The 25,073-nt window shown below is 64.5% G+C and carries 20 protein-coding genes and 1 pseudogene; 6 read left to right on the top strand and 15 right to left on the bottom strand.

Features of this window, described 5'->3' with window-relative positions:
* Positions 1–87 precede the first annotated feature (87 nt).
* On the top strand, positions 88–1,578 hold the full coding sequence (locus BMIN_RS05265; protein ID WP_022861538.1) for an APC family permease: 1,491 nt from the start codon (positions 88–90) through the stop codon (positions 1,576–1,578).
* 97 nt (positions 1,579–1,675) lie between these two features.
* Here the strand turns inward: BMIN_RS05265 and BMIN_RS05260 are convergent, their stop codons facing one another.
* The 5 genes from BMIN_RS05260 to BMIN_RS05240 all read right to left on the bottom strand — a co-directional run bounded on the left by BMIN_RS05260 (position 1,676) and on the right by BMIN_RS05240 (position 7,379).
* Complete coding sequence (locus BMIN_RS05260) at positions 1,676–2,194, bottom strand: N-acetyltransferase (RefSeq protein ID WP_081648059.1); 519 nt, start codon at positions 2,192–2,194, stop codon at positions 1,676–1,678.
* Between the two features lie 269 nt (positions 2,195–2,463).
* Positions 2,464–3,012 carry an S-ribosylhomocysteine lyase gene (locus BMIN_RS05255; RefSeq protein WP_051126398.1) on the bottom strand — a complete coding sequence of 183 codons (549 nt, stop codon included), beginning with the start codon at positions 3,010–3,012 and terminating at the stop codon, positions 2,464–2,466.
* A complete protein-coding gene (recQ, locus tag BMIN_RS05250) occupies positions 3,009–4,934 on the bottom strand; it encodes a DNA helicase RecQ (protein ID WP_152595211.1) in 1,926 nt (641 codons plus the stop codon). The genes BMIN_RS05255 and recQ overlap by 4 nt, the downstream gene beginning before the upstream one ends.
* A gap of 37 nt (positions 4,935–4,971) precedes the next feature.
* Positions 4,972–6,123: a cystathionine gamma-synthase gene (locus tag BMIN_RS05245; RefSeq protein ID WP_051126406.1), complete on the bottom strand. Its 1,152-nt coding sequence runs from the start codon at positions 6,121–6,123 to the stop codon at positions 4,972–4,974.
* 245 nt (positions 6,124–6,368) lie between these two features.
* Entirely contained in the window at positions 6,369–7,379 is a 1,011-nt protein-coding gene (locus BMIN_RS05240) for a pyridoxal-phosphate dependent enzyme (protein ID WP_022861545.1), read from the bottom strand.
* Positions 7,380–7,944: 565 nt separating this feature from the next.
* Between BMIN_RS05240 and BMIN_RS05235 the strand changes: the two genes are divergently transcribed.
* Complete coding sequence (locus BMIN_RS05235; protein ID WP_022861547.1) at positions 7,945–8,937, top strand: D-2-hydroxyacid dehydrogenase family protein; 993 nt, start codon at positions 7,945–7,947, stop codon at positions 8,935–8,937.
* A gap of 90 nt (positions 8,938–9,027) precedes the next feature.
* Here the strand turns inward: BMIN_RS05235 and BMIN_RS05230 are convergent, their stop codons facing one another.
* The 4 genes and pseudogenes from BMIN_RS05230 to BMIN_RS08585 all read right to left on the bottom strand — a co-directional run bounded on the left by BMIN_RS05230 (position 9,028) and on the right by BMIN_RS08585 (position 13,138).
* The gene (locus tag BMIN_RS05230; protein WP_081648053.1) at positions 9,028–10,791 is read right to left on the bottom strand and encodes an ABC transporter ATP-binding protein; all 1,764 of its coding nucleotides are present in this window, start codon (positions 10,789–10,791) and stop codon (positions 9,028–9,030) included.
* Positions 10,792–10,976: 185 nt separating this feature from the next.
* Positions 10,977–11,834: pseudogene (locus BMIN_RS05225) on the bottom strand (ABC transporter permease); the annotation flags it as partial.
* Positions 11,831–12,787: an ABC transporter permease gene (locus BMIN_RS05220; protein WP_022861550.1), complete on the bottom strand. Its 957-nt coding sequence runs from the start codon at positions 12,785–12,787 to the stop codon at positions 11,831–11,833. The gene BMIN_RS05220 and the pseudogene BMIN_RS05225, both read right to left, overlap by 4 nt.
* Positions 12,788–12,976: 189 nt before the next feature.
* The gene (locus BMIN_RS08585) at positions 12,977–13,138 is read right to left on the bottom strand and encodes a hypothetical protein (RefSeq protein ID WP_022861551.1); all 162 of its coding nucleotides are present in this window, start codon (positions 13,136–13,138) and stop codon (positions 12,977–12,979) included.
* Between the two features lie 114 nt (positions 13,139–13,252).
* Between BMIN_RS08585 and BMIN_RS05215 the strand changes: the two genes are divergently transcribed.
* The 3 genes from BMIN_RS05215 to BMIN_RS05205 all read left to right on the top strand — a co-directional run bounded on the left by BMIN_RS05215 (position 13,253) and on the right by BMIN_RS05205 (position 15,590).
* Positions 13,253–14,920, top strand: coding sequence for an FAD-dependent oxidoreductase (locus BMIN_RS05215; RefSeq protein ID WP_022861552.1), 1,668 nt, complete (start codon positions 13,253–13,255; stop codon positions 14,918–14,920).
* Between the two features lie 2 nt (positions 14,921–14,922).
* Positions 14,923–15,303 carry a metal-sensitive transcriptional regulator gene (locus BMIN_RS05210; protein ID WP_022861553.1) on the top strand — a complete coding sequence of 127 codons (381 nt, stop codon included), beginning with the start codon at positions 14,923–14,925 and terminating at the stop codon, positions 15,301–15,303.
* A gap of 101 nt (positions 15,304–15,404) precedes the next feature.
* A complete protein-coding gene (locus tag BMIN_RS05205) occupies positions 15,405–15,590 on the top strand; it encodes a hypothetical protein (RefSeq protein ID WP_022861554.1) in 186 nt (61 codons plus the stop codon).
* Between the two features lie 45 nt (positions 15,591–15,635).
* Here the strand turns inward: BMIN_RS05205 and BMIN_RS05200 are convergent, their stop codons facing one another.
* Positions 15,636–17,183, bottom strand: coding sequence for an ABC transporter substrate-binding protein (locus tag BMIN_RS05200; protein WP_051126410.1), 1,548 nt, complete (start codon positions 17,181–17,183; stop codon positions 15,636–15,638).
* Positions 17,184–17,668: 485 nt separating this feature from the next.
* Between BMIN_RS05200 and BMIN_RS05195 the strand changes: the two genes are divergently transcribed.
* A complete protein-coding gene (locus tag BMIN_RS05195; protein ID WP_026647559.1) occupies positions 17,669–18,445 on the top strand; it encodes a type III pantothenate kinase in 777 nt (258 codons plus the stop codon).
* A 190-nt stretch (positions 18,446–18,635) separates the two neighbouring features.
* Here the strand turns inward: BMIN_RS05195 and BMIN_RS05190 are convergent, their stop codons facing one another.
* From BMIN_RS05190 to BMIN_RS05170, 5 genes are all read right to left on the bottom strand, one after another.
* Positions 18,636–19,979 carry an ABC transporter substrate-binding protein gene (locus BMIN_RS05190; RefSeq protein ID WP_241435577.1) on the bottom strand — a complete coding sequence of 448 codons (1,344 nt, stop codon included), beginning with the start codon at positions 19,977–19,979 and terminating at the stop codon, positions 18,636–18,638.
* A gap of 190 nt (positions 19,980–20,169) precedes the next feature.
* Complete coding sequence (locus BMIN_RS05185; protein WP_022861558.1) at positions 20,170–20,907, bottom strand: pseudouridine synthase; 738 nt, start codon at positions 20,905–20,907, stop codon at positions 20,170–20,172.
* A gap of 32 nt (positions 20,908–20,939) precedes the next feature.
* The gene (gene glmS, locus BMIN_RS05180; protein ID WP_026647561.1) at positions 20,940–22,829 is read right to left on the bottom strand and encodes a glutamine--fructose-6-phosphate transaminase (isomerizing); all 1,890 of its coding nucleotides are present in this window, start codon (positions 22,827–22,829) and stop codon (positions 20,940–20,942) included.
* Positions 22,830–23,224: 395 nt separating this feature from the next.
* A complete protein-coding gene (locus BMIN_RS05175; RefSeq protein ID WP_026647562.1) occupies positions 23,225–24,028 on the bottom strand; it encodes an amino acid ABC transporter ATP-binding protein in 804 nt (267 codons plus the stop codon).
* A gap of 15 nt (positions 24,029–24,043) precedes the next feature.
* A complete protein-coding gene (locus tag BMIN_RS05170) occupies positions 24,044–25,033 on the bottom strand; it encodes an amino acid ABC transporter permease (RefSeq protein WP_022861561.1) in 990 nt (329 codons plus the stop codon).
* Between the last annotated feature and the right edge of the window lie 40 nt (positions 25,034–25,073).

Below are 25,073 nucleotides of genomic sequence, written 5' to 3'. Positions count from 1 at the left end.
ATCACACTATGATGTGGCACGCTGCACGGCATGTCACGATGTGGGGCACGCACGCGGCATTCCATCACCGAGCATCGAGGGGAAGCCATGAATCTTCTGCGCAAAAAGACCGTGGACCAGCTGGTCCAGGAATCCACGCCGCTACGACGGACTCTGGGGACCTTCGATCTCACGATGCTGGGAATCGGCGCCATCATCGGCACCGGAATCTTCGTGCTGACCGGCAAGGGCGCGCTGACCGCGGGACCGGCGCTGAGCCTGTCGTTCATTCTTGCGGCGGTATGCTGCGGTTTCGCCGGACTATGCTACGCGGAGTTCGCATCGATGGCGCCCGTGTCCGGATCGGCCTACTCCTACGCGTATCTGGCGTTCGGGGAGATCATCGCGTTCATCATCGGCTGGGATCTCATCCTCGAGTATGCGCTTCAGGCGGCCACCGTCTCGGCGGGATGGTCGGGGTACTTCTCCAAGCTCCTCGAAGGATTCGGGCTGCACCTTCCCGTCGAGCTGACTGCCGCATGGGGGACCACGCCGGGAGTGACGACGTACTTCAACCTTCCCGGCTTCGTGATCGTGCTGCTCATCACATGGATTCTGTCGATCGGCATCAACCAGACCAAACGCGCGAACGACGTCATGGTGATCATCAAGCTCGCGATCATCGTCCTGTTCATCGTGTGCGTCGTCTGGTACGTGAATCCGTCGAACTGGAAGCCCTTCTCACCCTACGGTCTGTATTCCTTCCAGCCGGGATCCACGCAGCCCATGGGCATCCTTCCGGCCGCGTCGATCGTGTTCTTCAGCTTCATCGGATTCGATGCGGTGTCGTCCTCCGCCGAGGAGACCATCGAGCCCAACCGCACGCTGCCCCGCGGGATCCTCTACTCCCTGGGGATCTCGACCGTCCTCTACGTCATCATGACGCTCATCATGACCGGCGTGGTGCCCTACAAGGAGTTCGCCAAGTTCATCAACGCCCCCGTCGCCGGGGTCATCCTCGCCACCGGATTGAACTGGCTGGCCGTGATCGTGAATCTCGGAGCGCTTCTGGGCATGACGACGGTCATGCTCGTGCAGCTGTACGGCCAGTCGCGCATCTGCTACGCGATGGGCCGCGACGGCCTGTTCCCGAAGTTCTTCGCGGACGTGAACCCCCGGTACCGGACGCCGTTCAAGGGGACGTGGTTCTTCGGCATCCTCACCGCATTGGCCGGAGGATTCATCAACATCAACATCCTTTTCGAGCTGGTCAACATCGGAACGCTGACCGCCTTCATCATCGTGTCGGCGGGCGTGATGCGCATGCGGCGGACGCAGCCGGACGCCCATCGGGGATTCCGCGCGCCGGGAGTGCCCTTCACGCCGATCCTCGCCATCGTCTTCTGTCTGGTCCTCATCGCCGGACTCAACTGGGAGACCTGGGTGCGGTTCGCGATCTGGTTCGCCCTGGGCATGCTCGTGTACTTCGGATACAGCAGGAAACGCTCGAAGCTGGAGCCCGGGCGCTCACCGTCCGACCATGCCGACGCCGAGGACGGGGAAGGCGCCGGTCCCGCGCTCAAAACCGAACTGGCATAACGAGCGAACCAACCGAGCGGGGACCGACCGGAGCGGTGACCAACCGGAGCGGGGACCAACGTGGAGCTGGGACCGGCGCAACGAAGGACCGGCGCCGTCAGGCGATGCGGTCGTGGCGCTGGAACGCGATCCGATGCGGATCGTCCCGATCCCCAAGCGTCGTGATGATCCCGCACCGTGTGAATCCCAGGGATTCGAGTATGTGGAGCATCGCCGAGTTCCTCCGATGGGTGTCCACGCGCACGTTCGCGCAGGTGGACACGGCCCACATCAGGCAACGCCGGGCGGATCCACGTTCGACCCCGGACGAGGCGAGGCGATGGATGGTGACATAGGGATCATCGTCCAGCCAGCGACCATCGATGGAGGCGTAGGCGGGATCCCTCCCCCGGCAGAGAGCGAACTGCGCCAGCACCCGCTCCGCAGGGCGCCCGATGCCATCATGCCCGATGCCATCATGCCCAGCGTCATCCCTGCCGTCGTCGACCAGCAGCAGCGACCGCCCTTCGCGCACATCGTCGGCCACGACCTCGGCACGCGGATACAGGGTCCCCCATTGGGTTGGATTCCCCGCATCGGCCATAACCCTTCGCGCCCGCGCATAGATGTCCAGCATCAGCGGAAGATCGTCCGGCACGGCCACGCGCAGGCGGGCCCCTCCCAGAACGTCCTCATGCCCCGGAAGCGCCACCGACGATCCGCCGCCATACTCAACAACCATTTCAAGCCCCCTGACGGACCATTCCGATTACGCCGGACGCAAGAATACCACGTCGGAAGCGCCGCGCTCACGCACGGAGATCTCGCCGGGAACCGGGGCGGAAGTCATGGACGGCGACGGCGCGAAGACGATGATGGCGCCGGCGGCGCGGCCCATCTAACCGCCTAGTCGCCGGAGACGACCTTCCTTTCGAACGGATCGGAGCTGATGCCCTTCCCCAGAATGTCCCTGCTCCACTGCCGGGCGCCGAAAAGACTGTGGTCGCGATAGTTCCCGCAGCTTTCGATGGTCGTCGCGGGGACATCGTCCCAGGTGGCCTGATACGCGATGAACTCCAACGACTCCCTCAGCGCGTTGGCGATCTCGACCGTGTCGTGCTCCCCCCAGACAAGCAGATGGAATCCGGTGCGGCATCCGAACGGCGAGCAGTCGATGTATCCGTCGATGCGCTTGCGCATCTGCACGGCCAGGGTGTGCTCGATCGTATGAAGCGCGGCCGTGGGTATCGCGTTCTCGTTGGGCTGGACGAGGCGCAGGTCGTAGTTCGACACGACATCGCCGTGCGGGCCGGTCTCCGTGTCGATGAAACGCACGTACGGCGCCTTGACCTTGGTGTGGTCCAGCTGGAAGCTCTCCACGACCGGCGATTCGTCACGTCCCCGGTCGTCGAAGCGCTTCGTGGTGCCCTCGTCGATGTCGTCATTGGTGCTCATTGCGTCTCCTTTGTCTCTGGTTTTTCCTGTGTTCCCGCGTCCATGGCTATCAGGCGCATGAACCGGCGCCCATATCGGGCGAGCTTGGTCTCCCCCACCCCCGCGACGGCGAGGAACTGGGAGTCGTTGACGGGCTTCAGCCTCGCCATGTCATGAAGCGTGCGGTCGGAGAACACCATATACGGAGGCAGCGCCGCCTCCGCCGCCACGGATCGCCGCAACGCGCGCAGCCGCTCGAACAGCTCCCCGTCGTCCTCTCCGGGCACCGCCCCGAAGGTTCGTCCGGATGGGGCGACGGCATCGACCCGCTCAGGCTCCATATGCGACATCTCCAGATGGAATCCGGGATCCACGGTGCGCGCCGCCTGCGGGCCGAATCCCACGATGGGAAGACGCCCCGGCGAGATCGACAGAAGACCCTCGGAAACCATGTGGTAGACGACGGACCTGATCCTCGCCTCGCCGACGGATGCGAGAACCCCGTAGCTGGGAACGGCGTCGCACCCCCGTTCGACGAGATCCCTGGCCTTCGATCCCCGCAGCACCGCCACGATCCTGCCCACGCCGTAGCGCTGCCCCAGATCATGCACGCATCGGCTGACGGCGACCGCGATGGCGGTCACATCCGTCGTCCTCGGCGTCGACGTGCAGTTCACGCACATACCGCACGAACGGACGTCCCGCTCAGCGGCACCCCCCGCGTCGTCGCGATCGTCGAAATACCTCATGATGAACCGATGAAGGCATTGCGTGGTGTGGCAGTAGCCGATCATGGCATCCAGCAGCCGACGGCGCGATGCCGCGACGATCTCCCTCTCATCGGGTCCGAGGCGGTCGTTCTCGTCCCCCGACTCCAGCAGCCGACGGCGCGTGACGATGTCCGATTCGTTCCACAGCAGTGTGCAGCGCCCCGGTTCGCCGTCCCGTCCCGCCCTGCCGGCCTCCTGGTAGTAGGCCTCCAGGCTTTCGGGCATGTTGTGGTGTATCACATACCGCACGTTCGACTTGTCGATGCCCATGCCGAAGGCGTTCGTCGCCACGGCGACGGTCGCCTCGTCGGTGACGAACCGCCGCTGTGAGACGTCCCTCTCCTGAGGGCTCATCCCGGCATGGTAGGCGACGGCGGACACCCCCCTCTCCGCAAGCATGCGGGCCACCTCCTCGGTCTGACGTCGGGTGGAGCAGTACACGATGCCGGACTCCCCCGGGTGGCTCCGGACGTATCTCGCGATCCACGCCTTCTTGGCCTTCGCCGAGGCGGTGATCACGTCGAAGAAAAGGTTGGGCCGATCGAAGCCGGTGACCTTCACCATCGGGTCGGTCAGACGCAGGAGCGCGATGATGTCCTCTCTGACTCTGCTGGTGGCCGTGGCGGTGAACGCCGAGACCACCGGGCGGTGCGGCAGCAGCGCGATGAAATCCGCGATCCCCAGATACGAGGAACGGAAATCCTGCCCCCACTGCGATATGCAGTGCGCCTCGTCGACCGTCACCATGGAGATGTCGTGATGCACGGCGAAATCACGGAACCGCGGGGTCTCCAATCGTTCGGGGGCCACGTAGAGCATGCGCAGGCGTCCGGCCGACGCCTTCTCGAACACCGCGGATTGGGCGGCGGAGTCCTGCGACCCATTGATGTACGCCGCCGCGATCCCCGTGTCGTTCAGCGCGTCGACCTGATCGCGCATCAGCGATATCAGCGGCGAGACCACGATGGTCAGCCCGGGAAGGATCGTCGCGGGAACCTGATAGCAGACCGACTTCCCCGCCCCCGTGGGCATGACCCCCAGAACGTCCCGACCGGACAGTATCGCGTCGACAAGATCCTCCTGACCGGGGCGGAACGAGTCGTACCCACAGTATCGACGCAACGCCTCACGCGCCATCCCCTGCGAATCACCCATACGCTGCGAATCACCCATACGTGCGAGCCTAGACGACCGGGCCGTCCAATGGGTTCTATCGGGCGATGCGCGCAAACGCCGCGTCAAGATCGGCGATGAGATCATCGGCGTCCTCGACGCCCACGGACAGGCGAACGAGATTGGAGGGAACCTCCAACGTGGTCCCCGACACGGAGGCGTGGGTCATCGCCGCCGGATGCTCGATCAGCGACTCCACCCCTCCCAGCGACTCCGCGAGCGTGAAGATGCTGGTCGCGCCCGCGAAGGCCTTCGCGGCATCCTCCCCACTGGCAAGCTGGATGGACACCATGCCGCCGAATCCTCCGCGCATCTGCCGCGCGGCGATGTCATGTCCGGGATGCGATTCGAGGCCCGGATACCATACGCGCTCCACCTCGGGCCGCGACTGCAGCCACGTCGCGACGGCCAGGGCGTTCTCGCTGTGCCTGTGGACGCGCAGATCCAATGTCTTCAGGCCGCGGATATCCAGCCATGAGTCGAATGGCGACGGCACGGCCCCCGCGGCGTTCTGCAGAAAGGCCACACGATCCCTGATCGCGTCGTCGTTGAGCACGACCGCTCCGCCCACGACGTCCGAATGGCCTCCGATGTACTTGGTCGTCGAGTACACGACGGCATCCGCGCCCTCATCGAGAGGTCTTTGGAGAATCGGCGAGGCGAAGGTGTTGTCGACCACGACCTTGGCTCCGTGCCGGTGGGCGACCTCGGATGTGGCCGCTATGTCGGTGATCCCCAGAAGCGGATTGCTGGGGGTCTCGACCCACACATACGAATACGCAGCGGATTCCAGAGCATGGGAGACGGACTCGAGATCCGTCATGTCGACGACGTCAAGGCCGACGCCCCAGGGAACGAACACCTGCGAAAGCAGCCTGTACGTGCCGCCGTACACGTCGTTTCCCAGAAGGATGCGATCGCCAGGCTTCACCGTGGAACGGAGAAGCACGTCGATGGCGGCCAGACCCGACGAGAACGCGAGCGCATGCCGGGCCCCCTCGATCGCCGCCAGCTGGGTGTCGAAGGAGTCGCGCGTGGGATTGACCGATCTGCTGTAGTCGTATCCGCCACGCAGCCCTCCGACGCCATCCTGCTTGAACGTGGAGGTCATGTATATCGGCGGAACGACCGCACCCGTCGCCGCATCGGGCTCCTGACCCGCGTGGATGGCGCGCGTCGCCACGGCCATGGCGGAAAGGTCGACAGAGGAAAGGTCGACGGGCGAGACGGGTGATGCCGCGCCGGCGGAATTCTCGGAGTTCGTGGATGATGCGGGGTTCGTAGATACTGCGGAGTTCGTGGGTCGATTGGTTGTCGCCGTCATGGTGATGGTCCTTTCGGTTCCGCCACGACGGTCCGTGCCGCGTGGCGATATGTGGTTATGGGGATGGACGATGGCTGGTCGGACGATGGTTGGATGGACGATGGGAGGAATCACCGGGATCGCGCCACGAGGGACGGCCGGGTCGTGGCGTCGACGACGGCGCCGTATCCATGCTCCCGCATCCATCCATCGTCGAAGATCTTCTCGAGATACCCACGTCCGGAATCGGGAAGAACGACGACGAGAAGCTGCTTCTCGTCAAGATCCCTCATCCTCGCGTATCTCACCGCCGCGGCCACGGCCATGCCCGAGGATCCGCCCACGAGAAGCCCCTCCTCGGCGGCGAGTCTGCGCGTCATCTCGAAGGCCTGCGCATCCGTCACCTGCACGATGTCGTCGGCTATGGTGCGGTCGAAGGCCTGCGGATAGAAGTCCTCCCCCACCCCCTCGACGTCGTACTGATGCACGTCATGGGGATTGGAGTAGATAGATCCGTCCGGGTCGGCCCCCACGACCACGACCCTGCCGTCGGACGCCTCCTTGAGGAATCGTCCCGTGCCGGATATGGTTCCACCCGTGCCGATCCCCGCCACAAGATGCGTGACCGCATGGTCGGTGTCGCGCCATATCTCGGGTCCGGTGGTGCGGTAATGGCTGAGCGGCCCGTTCGGGTTGGAGTACTGGTCGGGCTTGAAGGCCCCGGGGATCGTGGCGGCGAGCCTGTCGGACACACTGTAGTAGGACCGCGGGTCGTCGGGTTCAACGTCCGTGGGCGTGACCACGACCTCGGCGCCATAGGCCCGCAGAACCGCCCTCTTGGATTCGGACACCTTATCGGGGAGAACGAATATGGTGCGGTATCCGCGCTGCTGGGCGACCAGCGCCAGGCCCACTCCCGTGTTGCCGCTGGTGGGTTCGACGATCACCCCTCCGGGGGCCAGCTTCCCCTCGGTCTCCGCGGCCGATATGATCCTTTCGGCGATGCGGTCCTTCGACGAGCCGCCGGGATTGAGATACTCGACTTTCACCGCGATGGTGGCGCGCACGCCTTCGACGACGTGGTGGAGCGCGACAAGAGGAGTGTCGCCGATGAGTTCGATGGTTGATTGGTGGATGGTCATGATCGCTCGATTTCTCTGAATTCGTTGATGGGGTGACGGGACGGTGACGGATGAGGAACACGGAGAACCGGACGTCGGGCCACGGAGGCGATCAATCGGAAGGAAATGCAGTGCCGATGCGGTGTTGTGCCGGAACATCGGCGTAAGGCCGCGGCCACTCGGGTCACTCGGCCGCGGAACCATGCTGCCGCCGGCCACCACCGGCCATCATCATGAAGGGACGATCAACGACACGATCCGACCGACTCGACGCATCGACGCCGATCACACGGGTGTGGCGTCATCCGGCTGCGATTCACCTCGACGGCCACGGACACTTCAACCGTAACCCTTCAGACTCGCGGCATACCGGTCATCACAATCATCAGGACCGCCGCGAAACCCATCTCCAATTATGCGTTGCCTACCGTTCGCCCGAAGGCGCCGGTCATCGACAACAACAACACAGAAGATGGAACATGGTTCTCACCATAACACGCCTCCCGACAACGGCGTGTCGTCCCGTCCACGACCACCCGCCGCAACCGTCACACGCACGTTCCCATCATGTTCTAGGGTGGGTGCCATGGCCCTTATCAGCACCCAGAACGACAGGACGGATCTTCCGCTCGTCGTCATGCCCAGCATCATCGAATCCATGGTTCAGCCATTCCGCGAGGCGCTGCCTCTGCTTCACGACATAGCCCGCGTGCGCATCTACGACGACGCGACGCTTGACGGCGACGTCATCGTGGACAGATGCGCCGACGCGGACGCCGTCATGGTCATCGGCTTCCATGTCGACGACTCGATGTTCGACCGCCTCAGCGACCATGTGCGGTGCTTCTCCTTCGGCGGAACCGGAGTGGCCAGCTACATCGACCTTTCCCGAGCCAGGGAACGGGGCATCGCCGTGACGAATGTGGTTCGATACGGCGACCACGCCGTCGCCGAGCACACGTTCGCGCTGATCATGGAGCTTTCCCGTCGGGTCGGCCGTCTGGACGCCATCGTGAAATCCGGGCGATGGGATGGCCTCGACGGCATATCCCTGTACGGCAGGACACTGGGACTGATCGGCTTCGGCGGCATCGCGCAGGCCGTGGCCGATATGGCGACGGGATTCGGCATGTCCACGCTGGTGTGGAACTCGCATCTCCATGAGGAGGCGGTCGCGGCCCATCATGTCACCGCGGTGGACGATCTGGGCGAACTCCTTCATCGCAGCGACGTCGCGAGCATCCATCTGCCGCTGACCGATTCGACGACGGGCATCATCACGGCCGATCATCTGGAGCGTCTTCGCCCGGGAACGATCGTCGTCAACACCGCACGGGCCGAGGTCATCGAACCCGGTGCGCTGACTCGGCGTCTTCTCCGTGGCGACCTTCTGGCGGGTCTTGACGTCTTCGACCACGAGCCGCTCCCCCTTGACGATCCGCTCCGATCGGTGCCCGGCATCGTGCTCACGCCCCATGTCGCCTGGAGGGACGACGAGGCCTATCGCGCGCTGAGCGTCCAGATCGTCCGCGCCATCGCCGCGTTCTTCACGGGGTCGGCCTTCAACCGTGTGGTCTGATCGCGGCGCTCCATCGTCATCCACGCCGCCGTCCCATCCCCACGGTCAGTGCAGTTTCACTGTCAGCACGGCTTCACGGTCAGCACGGCCTCACATGGTGGCCGCATCCACCAGCGCACGCACATAGGAGGACCGCGCCGATGCGATGACGTCCCCGACGGGCGCCCGCTCCACAATCGTCCCGCGGCGGAGGGCCACCACGTCATCGGCCATGCGGCGCACCACTCCGAGGTCGTGCGACACGATGACCATCGCCATGTCCGGCCGGGCCCTGCGGATCGACTCGCACGCCTCGACCACCTGCATGCGCGAGACCACGTCAAGAGCGCTCATGGGCTCGTCGGCGACGATAAGACGCGGTCCGGTGACCATCGCCCGGGCGAGCGCAACCCGCTGCGCCTGTCCGCCCGACAGATCGACGGGATACCTCCCGGCGACCAGGGACGCATCCAGACCGACCGACGACAAAGCCCAATCGACACGACGGCGAATGTCCTCGCCATCATGCCATCCGGCGATCCGCAACGGTTCGCCGACGCTGCGCTCCACCGTCCACCACGGGTCGAGGGATGCGAAGGGGTTCTGCGACATCAACGCGGATTCTCGCCGCAATGCCCGGAAGCCCGGCGAATCCGGTCCCCGGACGGCCAGACCACGATATGAGACGTCACCGTCGACGTCGGGTTCCAGCCCCAGCATGGCGCGGACCATGGTCGTCTTCCCCGAACCCGAGGATCCTATGATGGCGAGCGTCCTTCCCGGAAGCACCGACAGATCGACATCCGTGAGGATCGTCCGGCGATGACGGCCTCGGCCCCGGGAGACCGCCAGACGCGACATACGGACCAGTGGTTCGGATCCAACGGACGCGCCCTCCTCCATCCGGACGCCCCGTGACCCACTGTCCCGTGACCCATTGTCCCGTGACCCATGCCGGACCGCGCCATCGCCGCACGCCTCGCAGCCGCACGCCTCACCGCAGAATCCGGAGCCGACGGGTCCACGCGACGGAACCATGCCGCCATCATCCGACGAATTCACGATGCCGTCGTCCGACGGAACCGCGACGCAGCCCGACGCCGGGGAGTGCAGAGTCAGCGCCGACGCCGCAGCGGACAGTCTCCTACCCATCGGACTAGACGGCCTCTCGATCAGATCGCGTATCGGAGCGGCTTCGACCACGCGTCCCTGCTCAAGAACATACGCACGGGACACGGAACGCGACAGCACCGCGAAATCATGGGTGATAAGCAGCAACGACGAGCCCGAAACCTCGACCAGACCCGTGAGAAGATCAAGGATCTCGCGCTGGGCAAGGGAATCCAATGCCGTGGTCGGCTCGTCGGCGATGATCAGGCGCGGGGACGCGACCATCGCCGTGGCTATGCACACGCGCTGACACTGTCCACCCGACAGCTCGTGCGGGTATCTCGTGGCGATGGAGTCATCCAGCCCCACGGAACGCAAAACACGAAGAACACGATCCCGTCGTCGGTCCGGTCCCAGATCGGTGTGCTCGCGAAGAGGTCTGGCCACCTGCCTGCCGACGCGCTCCACGGGATTGAGCGACGTCGTGGGGTTCTGCGGCACGAGCGACACCAGCCGCCCGCGAATGTCGGCCATGTCCTCGTCGCTCGCTCCGACGATCTGACGCTCGCCCAGGCGGACGCTCCCCTCCACCACGGCCTGGCGGGGAAGAAGCCCCATGATGGTCTTCGCGATCATCGTCTTCCCCGACCCCGACGAGCCGACCAGACCGACGCGCTCCCCCTGCCCGATGGACATGTCGACGCCATGCACGACCGGCGTATCCGCGATCGACACGGTCAATCCCTCGATATGAGCACCCATCATCCATCCTCCCCTGACGCCGGGCTCAACGCCGAGTCCAATGCCGGACTGGACGGCTCCTCGGTTCCCTCCCCGTCGCAACGCCCCGACGGCCTTCCCGATCGTCCATCCAGTCGGACGGAACGGTCGCGCCGGACGGGACCGCTGCGCAGGACGGGACGATCGCGGGCATCGCCACCATCGTCCACGCGAAGCCCCTCGTTGACCATCGGGTCGATCGCGTCACGCAAGGCGTCGACGAACATACCGCAGGCCGCCACCACCAGCGTCACCACCACCCCGGGCCACAGAACGGTCAGGGGGCGCACGCTCATCATCTGGGCCGACATCGCCAGGGATCGTCCCCAACTGGGAGTTCCCGCGGGGACGCCGACCCCCAGATACGTCAGACCCGATTCCGCGAGGATCGACGTGCCCGCCGCCAGAGAGAGCTGGACCAGCGCGGTGGGAAGGCAATGCGGCAGGATATGCGACCGCCATGCACGCCATCGCGAACCGCCGGCGACCGTCCCCGCCTCCACATAGAGAGACCGGGCCACGGAACCGGCGACGGGACGGATGACTCGGGCGAAGTTGAGTCCATACCCCACGCCGCATGCCACCACGACGACGGCAATAGACCCGCCCCATGGAACCGACAGCAGAAGCGCCAGAAGAATGACGGGGATCGATATCATCGCGTCCACCGCCACGACCACCATATCGCCCACACGCGCTGACGACATGATCATGGCCAGCGAAAGCACACCCCCCTCGATGGCGGCGACAAGCACCACAAGCACCACTATCAGCAGGTCGACCGCGGATCCCGCCATAAGCCAGCTGAACACGTCGAATCCCGATCCATCCGTCCCCAGCCAGTGCCGGGAGGACGGGGGCATCCACACGTGGTAGCCATCCGATTCGTTCACCGGCACCGGAGTCCATAGCAGGGACACCACCGCCGTGAGAATCCACAGAGCAAGCACAGCCGTGGCGAAGGCCCCCGATGGCGTCGACAACACATACCGGCACACACGCCCGGCAGCACGCCACCGCCGTCTCATGAGACCACCCCCATACGGGGGTCGAGGGCGCGATGCGCCAGATCGACGGAAAATCCCAGAAGCAGGAAAACCGCCGACAACAGGAACAACTCGCTTTGGACGACGACAAGATCGCGATTGCCCACATCGGACACCAGGCCGGAACCCAGGCCGGGCAGAGCGAAAAGGCTCTCGATGACCATCACGCCCGTGATCATGCTTCCCATCTCCAGCGCGACAACCGAGACGAGCTGCGGCGCGGCCAATCTCAGCCCCACGGTCAACGCGGCATCCCGTCTGGTCATTCCCGAGGCCATGGCCATCACCACGGCGTCGTCCTCCATAACCCCCGACAGCCCGGATCTCACGTACCGCATCACCTGCGCGCCCTCGATAAGACCAACCGTCACCGCGGGAAGGACCAGGGACGCGCACGCGCGAAGCGGGTCCCGCCATCCGACGGTGGGGAACCCCTGCGAGGGAAGCACGGGGATAAGCCCCAAGCCCGTGCCGAAAAGCAGGATCATCATCATCCCCGCCCAGACCGCGGGAATCGCGCCGAACACCAGTGACGCCACATGGATGGCGGTGCGCGTTCGACGCCGACGGGCCACGACGGCCTGGCATCCCGCGGGAACGCCCACGATCAGCGCCACCACCGTCGACATCACGACGAGGGGAAGAGTGATGGACGCGCGCGTGCCGATCTGACGGGCCACCGTCGAACCGGTGAGCATGGACGTCCCCAGGTCACCCCGGGCCAGATTCCCGATCCATTCCACGTATTGCCGGGGCAGCGAGTGGTTCAGCCCCATCTGGACGCGCAATCGCGCGACCTGACTCGCCGACGCGTCCGTCCCCGCCATAACCGTCGCGAGATCACCGGGCAGGATACGCAATGCGGCGAACACGACGATCGACGAGATGACAAGGGCCAGCGCGAGCGCGCCGATTCGACGCATGGCGTAGCGCATACAATCACCACCTCCGGTCCACCCCGAAAGCGACATCCGGTGGCGGCCATGACACGAGGAAAGGGACGAGGCCGGCGCGAAACCGACGGCCCCGTCCGCTATGACGCCTCAACACTACCGCGTCCCCGGGAGGTCGATGGCGGGACGCGCAAACCGACGCCCGCCAGTGAGCCCGGGTCCAGATCAGGATCAGCGGTCCGCGAACAGACGCGACAGCCATCTCCCCAGCGCCACGAACGGGCATGTCGGCCGCCCCGAAGGCGCGCTCAGGCGCTGCTTTCCATGGATGTCACGCATGGGTGTGTCGGCCCCATGATCCGCTCCTGCATCCCCGTGGTTGTTCTCGGTCATATCGACCTCCCGCGTACGCGACCCGGAGCGCCCGTCAATCGACGCCCCCTCGGCGTGTCCCAGTATACCCCCGGGGGTATTATTGTGACAACGCCACAACGAAAGGACACACCCATGCATCTGGTTGTCATCGGCGGAACCGCCGCCGGGATGAGCTGCGCGGCACGCGCCCGACGTCTTGACGAGAACGCCGACATCACGGTGCTGGAGAAAACGGACCACGTGTCCAGCGCCAGCTGCGGGCTGCCCTACCATCTGTCGGGAACGATCGCCTCCCGCTCGGCCCTGGAGGTCGAGACCCCGGAGTCGCTGAAGGCCTCGCTGAACATCGACGTGCGCCTCGGCAACGAGGCGATCGGCATCGACCCCGTCGCCCGGACCGTGACGGTACGGACATCGGACGGCACGACGGACGTCCCCTACGACGCCGCGGTCATCGCCACGGGAACACGATCGGCGACTCCGCCGATCCCCGGACTGGACAGCCCCGGAGTCACCACACTGCGGACCATCGAGGACGCGGTGTCCATCCGGTCGGTGCTGGAGGACGGAAACGACGACCACCGCCCCCGCGTCGTCATCATCGGAGCCGGATTCATCGGGGTCGAGGCGGCCGAGAACATGATCGCGGCCCACGCCTCCGTAAGCATCGTCGACGGCGGCGACCACCCCCTGGGATTCGTCGACCCCGACATCGCCTCCTACGCCACGCAGTCGCTGCAGGCGCTGGGCGCGGATGTGCTCATGGGCACGACGGTGGCGCGAATCACGGCCGCCGACCCCTCGTCCGATCATACGACGCCTCTGCGCGTCACGCTCTCGAACGGCGACCCTCTGGATGCCGATCTCGTCCTCGTCGCGACGGGCGTCGTCCCGAACTCCGAGGCGTTCGCCGCCGCCGGGATCCGGACCGACCGGGGATGGATCGACGTGGACGAGCACGGAGCCACCAGTCTCCCGAACGTCTGGGCGGCCGGCGACGTCACCCTGCGCACGGACAGGGTCACCGGATCTCGTCACCCACTGGCGCTGGCGGGCCCCTCCAACAGGGAGGGACGGCTGGTCGCCGACGCGATTCTCGACCCGGACCACGCGCGCCCCTTCCCGCCGACGCTGGGGACCGCGATCATCCGCGTGGGGCACAGCGTCATCGGAGCGACGGGTGCCAACGCCACCACGCTCACCCGGGCCGGCATCGCATTCCGCACCCTTCACCTCCAGCCCTCCCAGCACGCGGGATACTATCCGGGCGCCTGCGAGGTGGATCTGCGCGTCCACGTGGGGTCCGACGGGCGCATTCTGGGAGCGCAGGCGGCCGGAAGCGAGGGAGTGGACAAACGCATCGACGTGATGGCCACGGCCATCACCGCCGGTCTGACGGCCGACGACCTCATCGATCTGGACCTCGCCTACGCACCACCGTTCGGATCGGCCAAGGATCCCATCAACTTCGTCGGATACATGGCCCAGGATCTCTCCCAAGGGAAGCTCACGCAGACGCAGGCCACCGATCTGCCCGACGTCATCGGGTCCATGATGGTGCTCGATGTGCGAACGCCCCGGGAATTCGAGCAATGGCACCTTCCCCAGGCGATCAACATCCCGCACACCCGAATTCGCGACCATATCGAGGACATCCGCCGAAGGGCCGGGGCAAGGCCCGTCCTTCTGGTCTGCGCCTCAGGCAAAAGGGCCTACCTCGCCCATCGGATCCTCGACCACCACGGCATCGCCTCAAGCGTCCTCTCGGGAGGCATGAACACCTTGGGAAGGTATCTGTAGACATGAACGACACCGTCATCACCACCAGCACCACGGTTCAGAACGGAGCGCCGAAACGCGCGGACGCGGCGGCGGACAGCCCGTCGACGCCCTCCGACATCGCGTCGCGGACGGCCGACGCCGAGGCGGAGAGGAAGCGCCGGGCCATCCTCAACAGGCTGAAACGCGCGTCCGGACAACTCAATGCGGTTATCTCCAGCGTCGAGAACGGGCGTCCCTGCGCCGACACCATCACGCAGCTCAGCGCCGCCTCCAAGGCACTCGACAGGGTGGGTTTCCTGATCATCGCCACATCCATGCGCGAATGCATCGGGAACGCATCGACGAACGCGCCCCAGCCCACCATCGACGAACTCGAGAAACTCTTCCTGACACTGGCCTAGGGCCGCGTCAGGAGGGTGGGGGGGACGGATCTCGGCGTCCGCTCCCACCCACTCATCACAACCATCAACCATCACAACCACAATCACCAAGGAGGCACGTTATGTGCTACGAAGTCACCTGCCCCATCTGCGGAAAGAAGACCTGGGCCGGATGCGGAATGCACGTCGATCAGGTCATGCGGGGCATACCCATGGACCAGCGCTGTCCCGGACACGGTCCCTCGTCGACGAGCTCCAATGGGAGCTCCTCCGGCTCCGGACTTTTCGGCAGGCTTTTTGGCATGTGATGGCCGCGCGGCGACCATCGCGGCCGTCCGTCATGCTCCCGTCCGTCATGCTCCCGTCCACTTCACACCGGACAGGGGCATCAGCGTCTGATTGAGATTCACCGGGAAACCGGAGACGCCGGCGGCCCACGCGGTGGTGATGCGGTAGTTGAAAAGCCAGTCGGCGGGAGCGTCACGCGAGACGATCCGGGCCGCCCTGGCCAGCAGCTCGTCGCGATCGGAGTCCAACCGCGACTCCATCGCCTTGTCATACAGCGACTTCACCGTGGCGTTGTCATATCCGTAGTAGTAGTCCGGATCCGCCCACTGGTAGAAGTCGTGGCTTTCGTTGTGATCCACCAACGACAGCTCATAGTCGTGATTGGTGTACACGTCGCGCAGCCATGTGGCGAACTCGACGACATGGACGGTCAGACGGATCCCCACCGTGGCGAGCTGCGATTTCAGCTGCTCGCCCAGCTGGGTCCCATACACGTTCGCATATTCCAGAGTCAACTCGAGCGGGTGATCTTCGTCGTACCCCGCCTCGGCGAGAAGGCTCTTCGCCTTGGCCCTGTTCAGGGGATACATGTCGGTCAGATCCTCATACCCGGGATCCAGACTCGGGATGGGACCCCCAAGCTGACGGTCCACGCCCCCGCGCGAGGCGATGAGCTCCTTATGGTCGATCGCATACCGTATGGCCCGTCGCACCCGGATGTCGCTGGTCGGAGCCGACGCGGAGTTGAAGGCGAGGACGAATTTGTCGGTCCCCTCCCCCACGGACACGGTGTAGTCGGGATTCGACGACAACGATTCCACCAGATTCTGGCTCACCGGCGCAAGAACCTGCACATCTCCGGATTTCAGCGCGTTGAGCGCCGCATTGTCATCGGAGAAATAGCGTATGACGACCGTGGGCGTCGCGGGAGAGGTGCCCCGCCAATACGCCGTGTTCTCCTTGAGGGTCACCGAACTGGACTCATGGAAGGACGAGATCTTGTATGGCCCCGATCCCACGGCGCTGACGCGCAGATCATTGTCGGACTGAGAATCCAGCACAAGGCCCGGTCTGCCTGAAAGCACCCACAGAAAATCGGAATACGGCCGGGAGAGGGTGATTCTGACGTGATGGGAATCCAGCGCGCGGATGGACTGGAATCCCACCAGAAGATCGGCTCCCACGTACTGATTCTTCACCAGCTGCCGGATCGACCAGACCACGTCGTCGGCATCCAGGACGTCCCCGTTGGAGAAGGTCATACCGGAGTTGAGCGTGAAATCGTATCTCAGGCCGTCGCTGGACATCGACCACGACTTGGCCAGCGATGGAACGACCTTGTTGTTGGAATTGCGCGCCACCAGACCCTCGTAGACGTTGCCGATAAGAAGCTGGTCAAGGGACGAGCCCGATTGGGTGCGGATGTCGAGATTGGTGGGGGCCAGCTTGAGTCCGATGGTCACCGTGGACGAGGCGGAGGCCCCGCCGGAATGCAGACCGCGCACCGCCAGCACGGCCACCCCGCTGACGACCACCAGAATCACGACCAGAATCACCGCGATAATCGTCCGACGCCGACGACGCGCCGTCCGACGGACCGTATGCGCTTTCATCTCCGAATCGAGACCATCGAGACCGCTGCTTGGATCAGGACCGCGATCCGGCGCGCCGCCGTCAGGGAGGGGACCCGCCGCTCCCGCCTCGCCTCGTGACGCCGGAGCGCCATCCCCCGTGGGTGCGCTGGAAGCCGTGGGTGCGCTGGAAGCCGCGTCCACGCTGCCGTCCACACCGCTGCCATCCGCGCCCTTGTCGTTTTCAGTCTGCGCATCGTCATCTACCGACATGGAAAACCCTTCCCTCATCATGCCGCCTCGTCAGCGCCGCCCACGCCCGATCATCAGGGCGTCGGGACGACTACTAAACATCATGGATTGAAATGCTGGACGCCCTGCCCGGGTCGCCCGCCACGGCCAGCATATACCATCCCCGACCCACCGGAACTATGATGGTTCCCATGGTGGTCTCACGACCGACGGCCCCATCGGGACAATCGGCTGCTCCACCGGGACAACACGACTCACGCTCCCAGGGAGGGCCCATGCTCGTCGCAGTGGACATCGGCAACACCAACATCGTTCTGGGGTTTCTTGACGGTCCGGCGATCATCGCCACGCACCGCATCTCCACGGGACTGCCACGAACGGCCGACGAATACGGACTGCTTCTCACGGAGCTTCTGGCCCGGCACGATCTGTCGGCGTCCGACGTGGACGACGTCATCATCTCGTCGGTAGTCCCCAAGGTGATGCACTCGTTCCGCGGCGCCATCGTCACCTATTTCGACATCGAGCCGATGATCGTGGGCCCCGGCGTCAAATCCGGCATCCGCATCACCATCGACGACCCCAAAACGCTGGGGGCCGACTGTCTGGCCGACTGCGCGGGGGCCTACTATCTCTACGGCGGTCCCGTCCTGGTGGCGGACTTCGGGACGGCCACGACATTCAACTACGTCGACGCATCCGGCACGATTCTGAGCGGCCTGATCACCACCGGAATCCGCACGGGAGCCAACGCTCTGTGGAGCTCCACCGCACAGCTTCCCGAGGTCGAGATCACCCGGCCACGGTCGATTCTGGCCCGCAGCACCAAGGACGCCATGCAGGCGGGCCTGTACTACGGCTTCCTCGGTGGGGTCGAACGGACCATACATCAATTCCACGAGGAGATATCCGACGACTTCCAGGTCGTGGCCACGGGAGGACTGGGCCGGATCTTCGCGGACGACACCGATTTGATCGACGTCTATGATCCCGACCTCATCTTCAAGGGCATGGCCGTCATCCACGCCAAGACAAGCCGTCAGCGTCCCTGACCCGACCTGACCCGACCCGACCGACCAGACTCTGGCGTTCGCCGCACCACGTCGTCATTCCGGATCGCGTATGTCCACGCCGGACCCATCCCAAACCGCATGGACGCCCGCATGCGCCATGCGGGAAGGTCCCGCCGACGGACGATTATGACGTGTCACCGGATTTGACGTGTCACCGGATCATGGCGCCTCACCGCATGGTGAACCCCTGGTTCGTCCCATACTCGATCAGATCCTTCTGCCAGAGGGCGACGCCATCCATCAGCGAGACCTTGGAACCGGGATTCTGGGGAAGCGACAATGCGCTTCCATCGGAATTCTTCTTCCCCTCGTCGATCCGACGCTGGACGGCGTCGAATGCCAGCTTGGCCTTCGACCACTGGTACGCCGTCCCCACGGTGGAGCGGAAGTCCCCACGCGCATACACCTCGAAGGGGAGATACTGGTAGCGCACGGACACGTCGTCGGCGGCCGTGGAAAGCACCCTGTTGAACTCCTGCCCGCCGAAATACGGGATGTCGATGCCACGGGAGTCCGTGATCGTCGTCCTGGTGAGGAAATCGGGGCTGTCCAGCGTCTCATTGTCCGCGGGGAAGGCGCCGCCCGCGACTCGGATGCCGATGCCGCGGCGGTTATGACATGCGTATTCCACGAAGCGGTACGCGGCATTGGGCTTGCGCGTGGACTTCAGAACCGCCAGCGACGATCCGCCGTTCTCGGAGTTGACGGACGAGCCGTCGGCGGTCGGCATGGTCCCCACACGCCACAGGCCCGCGGTGCCGGGGACGTCGGCAAGGAGAAGCGACGGCATCCAGGCTCCGGCGAAAACCGAAGCCACCGTCCCATCGCCCACGGCCCTCTTCCAACCGTCCGACCATGTCTTGACGCTTGTGTCGACAAGACCCTCGTCGATCATCTTCTGCCAGAAAGCCGTGAAGGTGAGCGTCCCCGGATCGGTGGAAAGATTCACCGTCACCGTCTTCCCGTCATCCGACGTGTGGAAGGGCTCGCCGCCGGCCAGCCAGACCATGGCGTTGAAGAAGCTGGCGTCCCCGGAATCCGCGGCGATGTAGACCCCGATGGATTTGAGCTTCTTGGCCGCCTGATAGTAGTCCTCCCACGTGTGGATGGACGATGCGTCGACGCCCGCCTGGTCGAAAACCGATTTGTTGTAGAAGAAGGCCATGGGTCCCGAGTCCATCGGCAGGCCATAAACCTCATGGTTGAGCGTCACCGACGACCACGTCCCAGGCGTGTAGAAATCCGCCATGTCGGACACCCTGTTCGTGATGTCCAGCAGCTGACCGCTCACCGCGTACTGAGGAAGCGCATAGTACTCGAGCTGGACCACATCCGGCAGCCCGTATCCGTTCTGGATGGCCGTGTTGAGGTTCTCATAGCCGCTGGTGGACTTGACGACGACGCGGATGTCCGGATTGCTTTTCTCGAACTCCTTGGCCACCGACGCCATGCTGGGTTCCCATGACCACACGGTCACCACCGTGCGCTGGTCCCCTCCTCCGCATCCCGCCATGGCGATGACGAGGAGACCGGCCACAACGTATGAGACCAGGACATACAATCTATGCAATCCATGTAATCCATGCAATCCTCGCACAGGCATCCTCCATCATCGGCGTCGCGGACATCTGCCGTGACGTGTCGAGTCTACGTCGCTTCGCGCAGGGCGCCCGATCACGCCCATCCCGTCCCCGCGTCCCGCATCACAGCCCGGGCCGGGCGCAGGACGCTCCATCCAATGGTATGCGCGAGACGAAGCGGAGTTCCATGCCGGTGACCGGATCGACGAAGCCCAGCGATCGGGCGACCAGCTGCAGGGGATGCGTGAAATCGTCATAGGGACGGTCACGGATGGTGGGATACAGGTCGTCGTTCATGATGGCAAGGCCCAGCGAGCACATATGGACACGCAGCTGGTGGGTCTTCCCCGTCCGGGGGACGAGACGGTACCGTCGCATGCCCGGAAAGGGCGCGGGGCCGGCGTCGCCGATCACCGTCTCGCAATCGGGCACGCCGTCATCCTCATAGGCCTGCAGAACTCCACGGTCCTTGACGATGTGGGAGCGCCGGAGAAGAAGACGACGACCATCCCGTCCGTTCACCGCACGCACCGTTCCATGCTCGACGTGACGCGTCGGCCCCTCCGGAGCCAGACACTCATAGACCTTCTCCACCTTCCGGTTCTGGAAGAGCATCTGGTAGGCGCCGCGGCATGACCGGTCCCTGACGAAGACGACTATCCCCGCGGTGGCGCGGTCAAGGCGATGCGCGGGAGTGATGAGAGGATCCCCATAGGCCGCTCGCAGTCTCATCAACGCGCTTTGGGAGTACCACATGCCGCGCGGCGTGGTCGCGAGGAAATGCGGCTTGTCCACGACGATGATCCGCTCATCCTCATAGATGACGTCCAGAGGAAAGGGGATGTCCGGTTCGCTCGTCACCCACCGATGGCCGCCCCCATAGCCACGCCCCGTCACTCGACGGTGACGGATTTGGCGAGGTTGCGGGGCTTGTCGACGTCGTAGCCTTTGAGCATGGCCATATCCATGGCGAAAAGCTGCAGCGGGACGACGTCGACCAGCGGGCTGAGAAGCGTCGAGCACACCGGCCTCCAGAAAACCGCGTCGGCGTAGCGCTCGGCATCGGGGTCGCCCTCCTCCGCCACCACGATCGTGTACGCCCCCCGGGCCTTGACCTCCTCGATCCCCGAGACGACCTTGTTGTGCAGCGTGGAACGACCACGTGATGAGGGGACGATAACCACGACGGGCTCACCGGCATCCACAAGGGCGATGGGACCATGTTTGAGCTCTCCTGCGGCGAATCCCTCGGTGAAGGTGTAGGCGATCTCCTTGAGCTTCAGCGCCCCCTCCAAGGCCACCGGATATCCCACATGCCGGCCGAGGAAAAGGAACGACCTCGCGTTGACCATGTGCGTGGCCGTGCGATTCACGGTGTCGGCCTGCGTGTCAAGCACCCATTGGATCTTCTCGGGCATGGACCGCAGCTGCTGAACGATGTGGTGGATCTCGTCACGGAACATCGTGCCCTTGATCTGGGCGAAATACAAACCCAGCAGATACGCGGCGACGATCTGCGCCACGAAGGCCTTCGTCGACGCCACGGCGATCTCCGGACCGGCATGCGTATAGAGAACCGCATCCGACTCCCGCGGGATCGACGCTCCCTGCGTGTTGCAGATGGCCAGAACCCGCGATCCCTGCTCACGCGCGTGCCGGATGGCCATGAGGGTGTCCATCGTCTCGCCCGACTGCGAGATGGCGACCACCAGCGTCCGGGGCGTGAGGATGGGGTCGCGGTATCGGAACTCATGCGCGAGCTCGACCTCAACGGGAATCCGCACCCAATGCTCGATCGCGTACCTTGCCACCAACCCGGCGTAGCTTGCGGTGCCGCAGGCGACGACGACGATGCGGTCGATCGACCGCAGGACCTCGGGTTCGATCCGCACCTCGTCGAGGACGATATCTCCTTTGGCATCGAAGCGCCCCAGCAGCGTGTTGGCCACGGCCTCGGGATCCTCATGGATCTCCTTGTCCATGAACGACGGCCATCCACCCTTTTCGGCGGCCGACGCGTCCCAATCGACGGTGAAGCGGTTGCCGTCGTCGATGACGTTCCCGTCGAAATCGGTCACGACGACGCTGCCCCCGCTGATGCACACGGCCTGGTCCTGCCCCAGCTCCAGAGCCTGCTTCGTATAGGCGACGAAGGCCGCCACATCGGAACCCAGAAAGTTCTCGCCGTCTCCCAGTCCGACGACCAACGGCGAATCATGTCTGGCGCCGACGACGATGTCCGGCTGCCGCACGTCCTCGGCCAGTATGGTGAACGCCCCCGTGAGCATGCGCGCGAGACGTCTCAGAGCCTCGAACAGGTCCGGATGTCCGAGTTCCTCGATGATCTCGTTGGCGATCTTTCCCAGAAGCTTGGCCGCCACCTCGGTGTCGGTTCCGGATGAGAACACGTATCCTTCCGTCTGCAGATCGAATTTCAGCGAGTTCGCGTTCTCGATGATGCCGTTGTGGATGAGGGCTATACGCCCGTCCTCGCTTATGTGCGGATGCGCATTGACGTCGATGGGCGCGCCGTTGGTGGCCCACCTCGTATGCCCGATGCCCACCGTGGCGTCGGGAAGCGGATGCACGGCGATCTCCGCCTCGAGATTGGCGAGCCGTCCCGCCTTCTTGCGCACGACGATCTGGTCCATCCCCGGGGCGGCCAGAGCCACGCCCGCTGAATCATAGCCTCGATATTCCAACCGCCGTAGACCCTGCATGCACACGTCCAGCGGCTTTCCGCACGCCGGACCGGACCCTGCGTATCCCACGATTCCACACATAGCCCCACAGTCTATGCGACGCGTGTTGCGCCGGAGCCGGGACTCGCGGACCTTTACACGACCCGCGTAGATGGGATGTCCCGGATGGAATGGAACAGAATGAGACGGGATGAGAAACGGGATGGAACGGAATGAGACGGGCCGGAATGGAATGAGACGGGCCGAAAGACGCAACGCGTCGCGACCTCGCTTCGGTGGCCCCGGACGGCGATGCCCCTCAGCGGCACTGCCAGAGGACACTCACAGACAAAGGAACACCCGCAGACAAAGAGGCACCCTCAGACCCGGAAACACTTATAACAACGTGCAGCGCCGGAGAGGCCTACGATGCCAAGGCCTACGGTACCAAAGGCGCGCTCACGGCGCAGAAAAGCCTGCACCCGCCAAGGATGCACCTACAGCACATGATGGAGGAAGTCCTGGAACCGCGGCTCTCCCGGATGATCGATGATCTCGGGACCGCCCCGTTCGACGACGATCCCTTCGTCCATGAAGACCACCTGATCCGCGACCTCCTTGGCGAATCCGATCTCATGGGTCACCACGACCATGGTCATCCCGTGCGACGCCAGCGAGCGCATCACGGAAAGCACCTCCCCCACCAGCTCGGGATCCAGCGCCGACGTCGGCTCATCGAACAGCATGATCTCCGGCTTCATGGCCAACGCCCGCGCTATGGCCACACGCTGCTGCTGGCCGCCGGACAACTGCATCGGATAATGGTCAAGGCGATCGTCGAGACCAACGCGTCCGAGCTCGTCGATCGCACGCTGACGCGCCTCGGCCTTCGACATGTGCAGGACGTGGACGGGGGCCTCCATCACGTTCTCCAACGCGGTTTTGTGGGGGAACAGGTTGAAACGCTGGAACACCATACCCAGCTTCGATCTCTGCCTCGCGATCCCCTTCTCGTCGAGGCACTGGAGGACGTCCCGGCCATGGCGCGTGACATGGCGGTACCCGATCAGCTCGCCATCGACCTCGATGCTGCCCGCGGTCAACGTCTCCAGCTGGTTGATCAGACGAAGGAACGTGGACTTGCCCGAGCCGGACGGTCCAAGGATCACAGTCACCGTGCCGGGCATCACGGTGAGGTCGATGCCCTTGAGAACATGAAGGTCGCCGAAGACCTTATGCACACCGGTCGCCTTCACCGCCGGAACCGCGGACGCCGATTCGTTCATATCCATTGTGCCCATGCCTCGTCGCCTCGCTTACGCGTTCAGGCCCACGAATGTGGCCTGATTCGTCTTGTCGATGTCATGCTGCAGCTCACCGTCGGTTTTCCCGGGGAGCGGGGTCTTCTTCCCGCGGACGCCGATGGGCCGCTGGTCGAACCCCTTGCCGAAGTGCCGTTCCAGATACGCCTGTCCGACCATGAGAATCGTGGTGATCACCAGATACCAGATGCAGGCCACGATCAGCAGCGGAATGGGCTTGTAGATGCGATTGGCGATGGCGTTGGTGGCGAACTGGAGTTCAAGGCCGAATGGCACGGCCATAACCAACGAGGTGGTTTTGAGCATCCCGATGGTCTCGTTGCCCGTGGGTGGAACGATGATGCGCATGGCCTGCGGAAGGATGATCCGACGCATGATCAGGGACCGCCGCATTCCCAGAGCCTTCGCGGCCTCGGCCTGTCCTGGGTCGACGGCCTCCAGTCCGGCCCGGACGATCTCCGCGAGATACGCCGCCTCGTTCAGCGCCAGTCCCACGACCGCCGCGATGAACCCGGGCGCGATGATGTTGTTGAGCGAATCCGTCGTGAGCGACCACCAGGTGATGTCGGTGAACGGCACGCCCATCGATATCCGTGGGACGAGGACCGCGAAAAGCCCCCAGAACACCAGCTGGGTGTACACAGGAGTCCCACGGAAGAACCAGATATAGAACCAGCTCACGCCGCGGAGCACGGGATTGGTGGACTTGCGCATCACCGCCAGCGTGACGGCGAGGATGATGGCGATGACCATGGAGGCAACGGTAAGAATCAGCGTCCATCCGATTCCCGACAGGACGTTCGCGTTGAACAGGTATTTGCCGACCGTCGGCCAATCGAGACGGTCATTGGTGATCATCCCATGGACAAGCATCACCGCCAGCAGCGCGACGATGATGCCTGCGATCAGAGGTCCGGGGCGTCTGACCGGAAGGGCCTCGATACGTCCCGGCATTCCGGAGGAACCATCATCGCGCTGTGCCATGGATATTCACCTTTCGATCCATCCGTCCGACCTCGGCAGG

This window comes from Bifidobacterium minimum (genome assembly GCF_000741645.1).
Taxonomy (GTDB): domain Bacteria; phylum Actinomycetota; class Actinomycetes; order Actinomycetales; family Bifidobacteriaceae; genus Bifidobacterium; species Bifidobacterium minimum.
The sequence above is the reverse complement of the archived record's forward strand: the minus strand, read 5'-3'. Positions and strand labels throughout refer to the sequence as shown.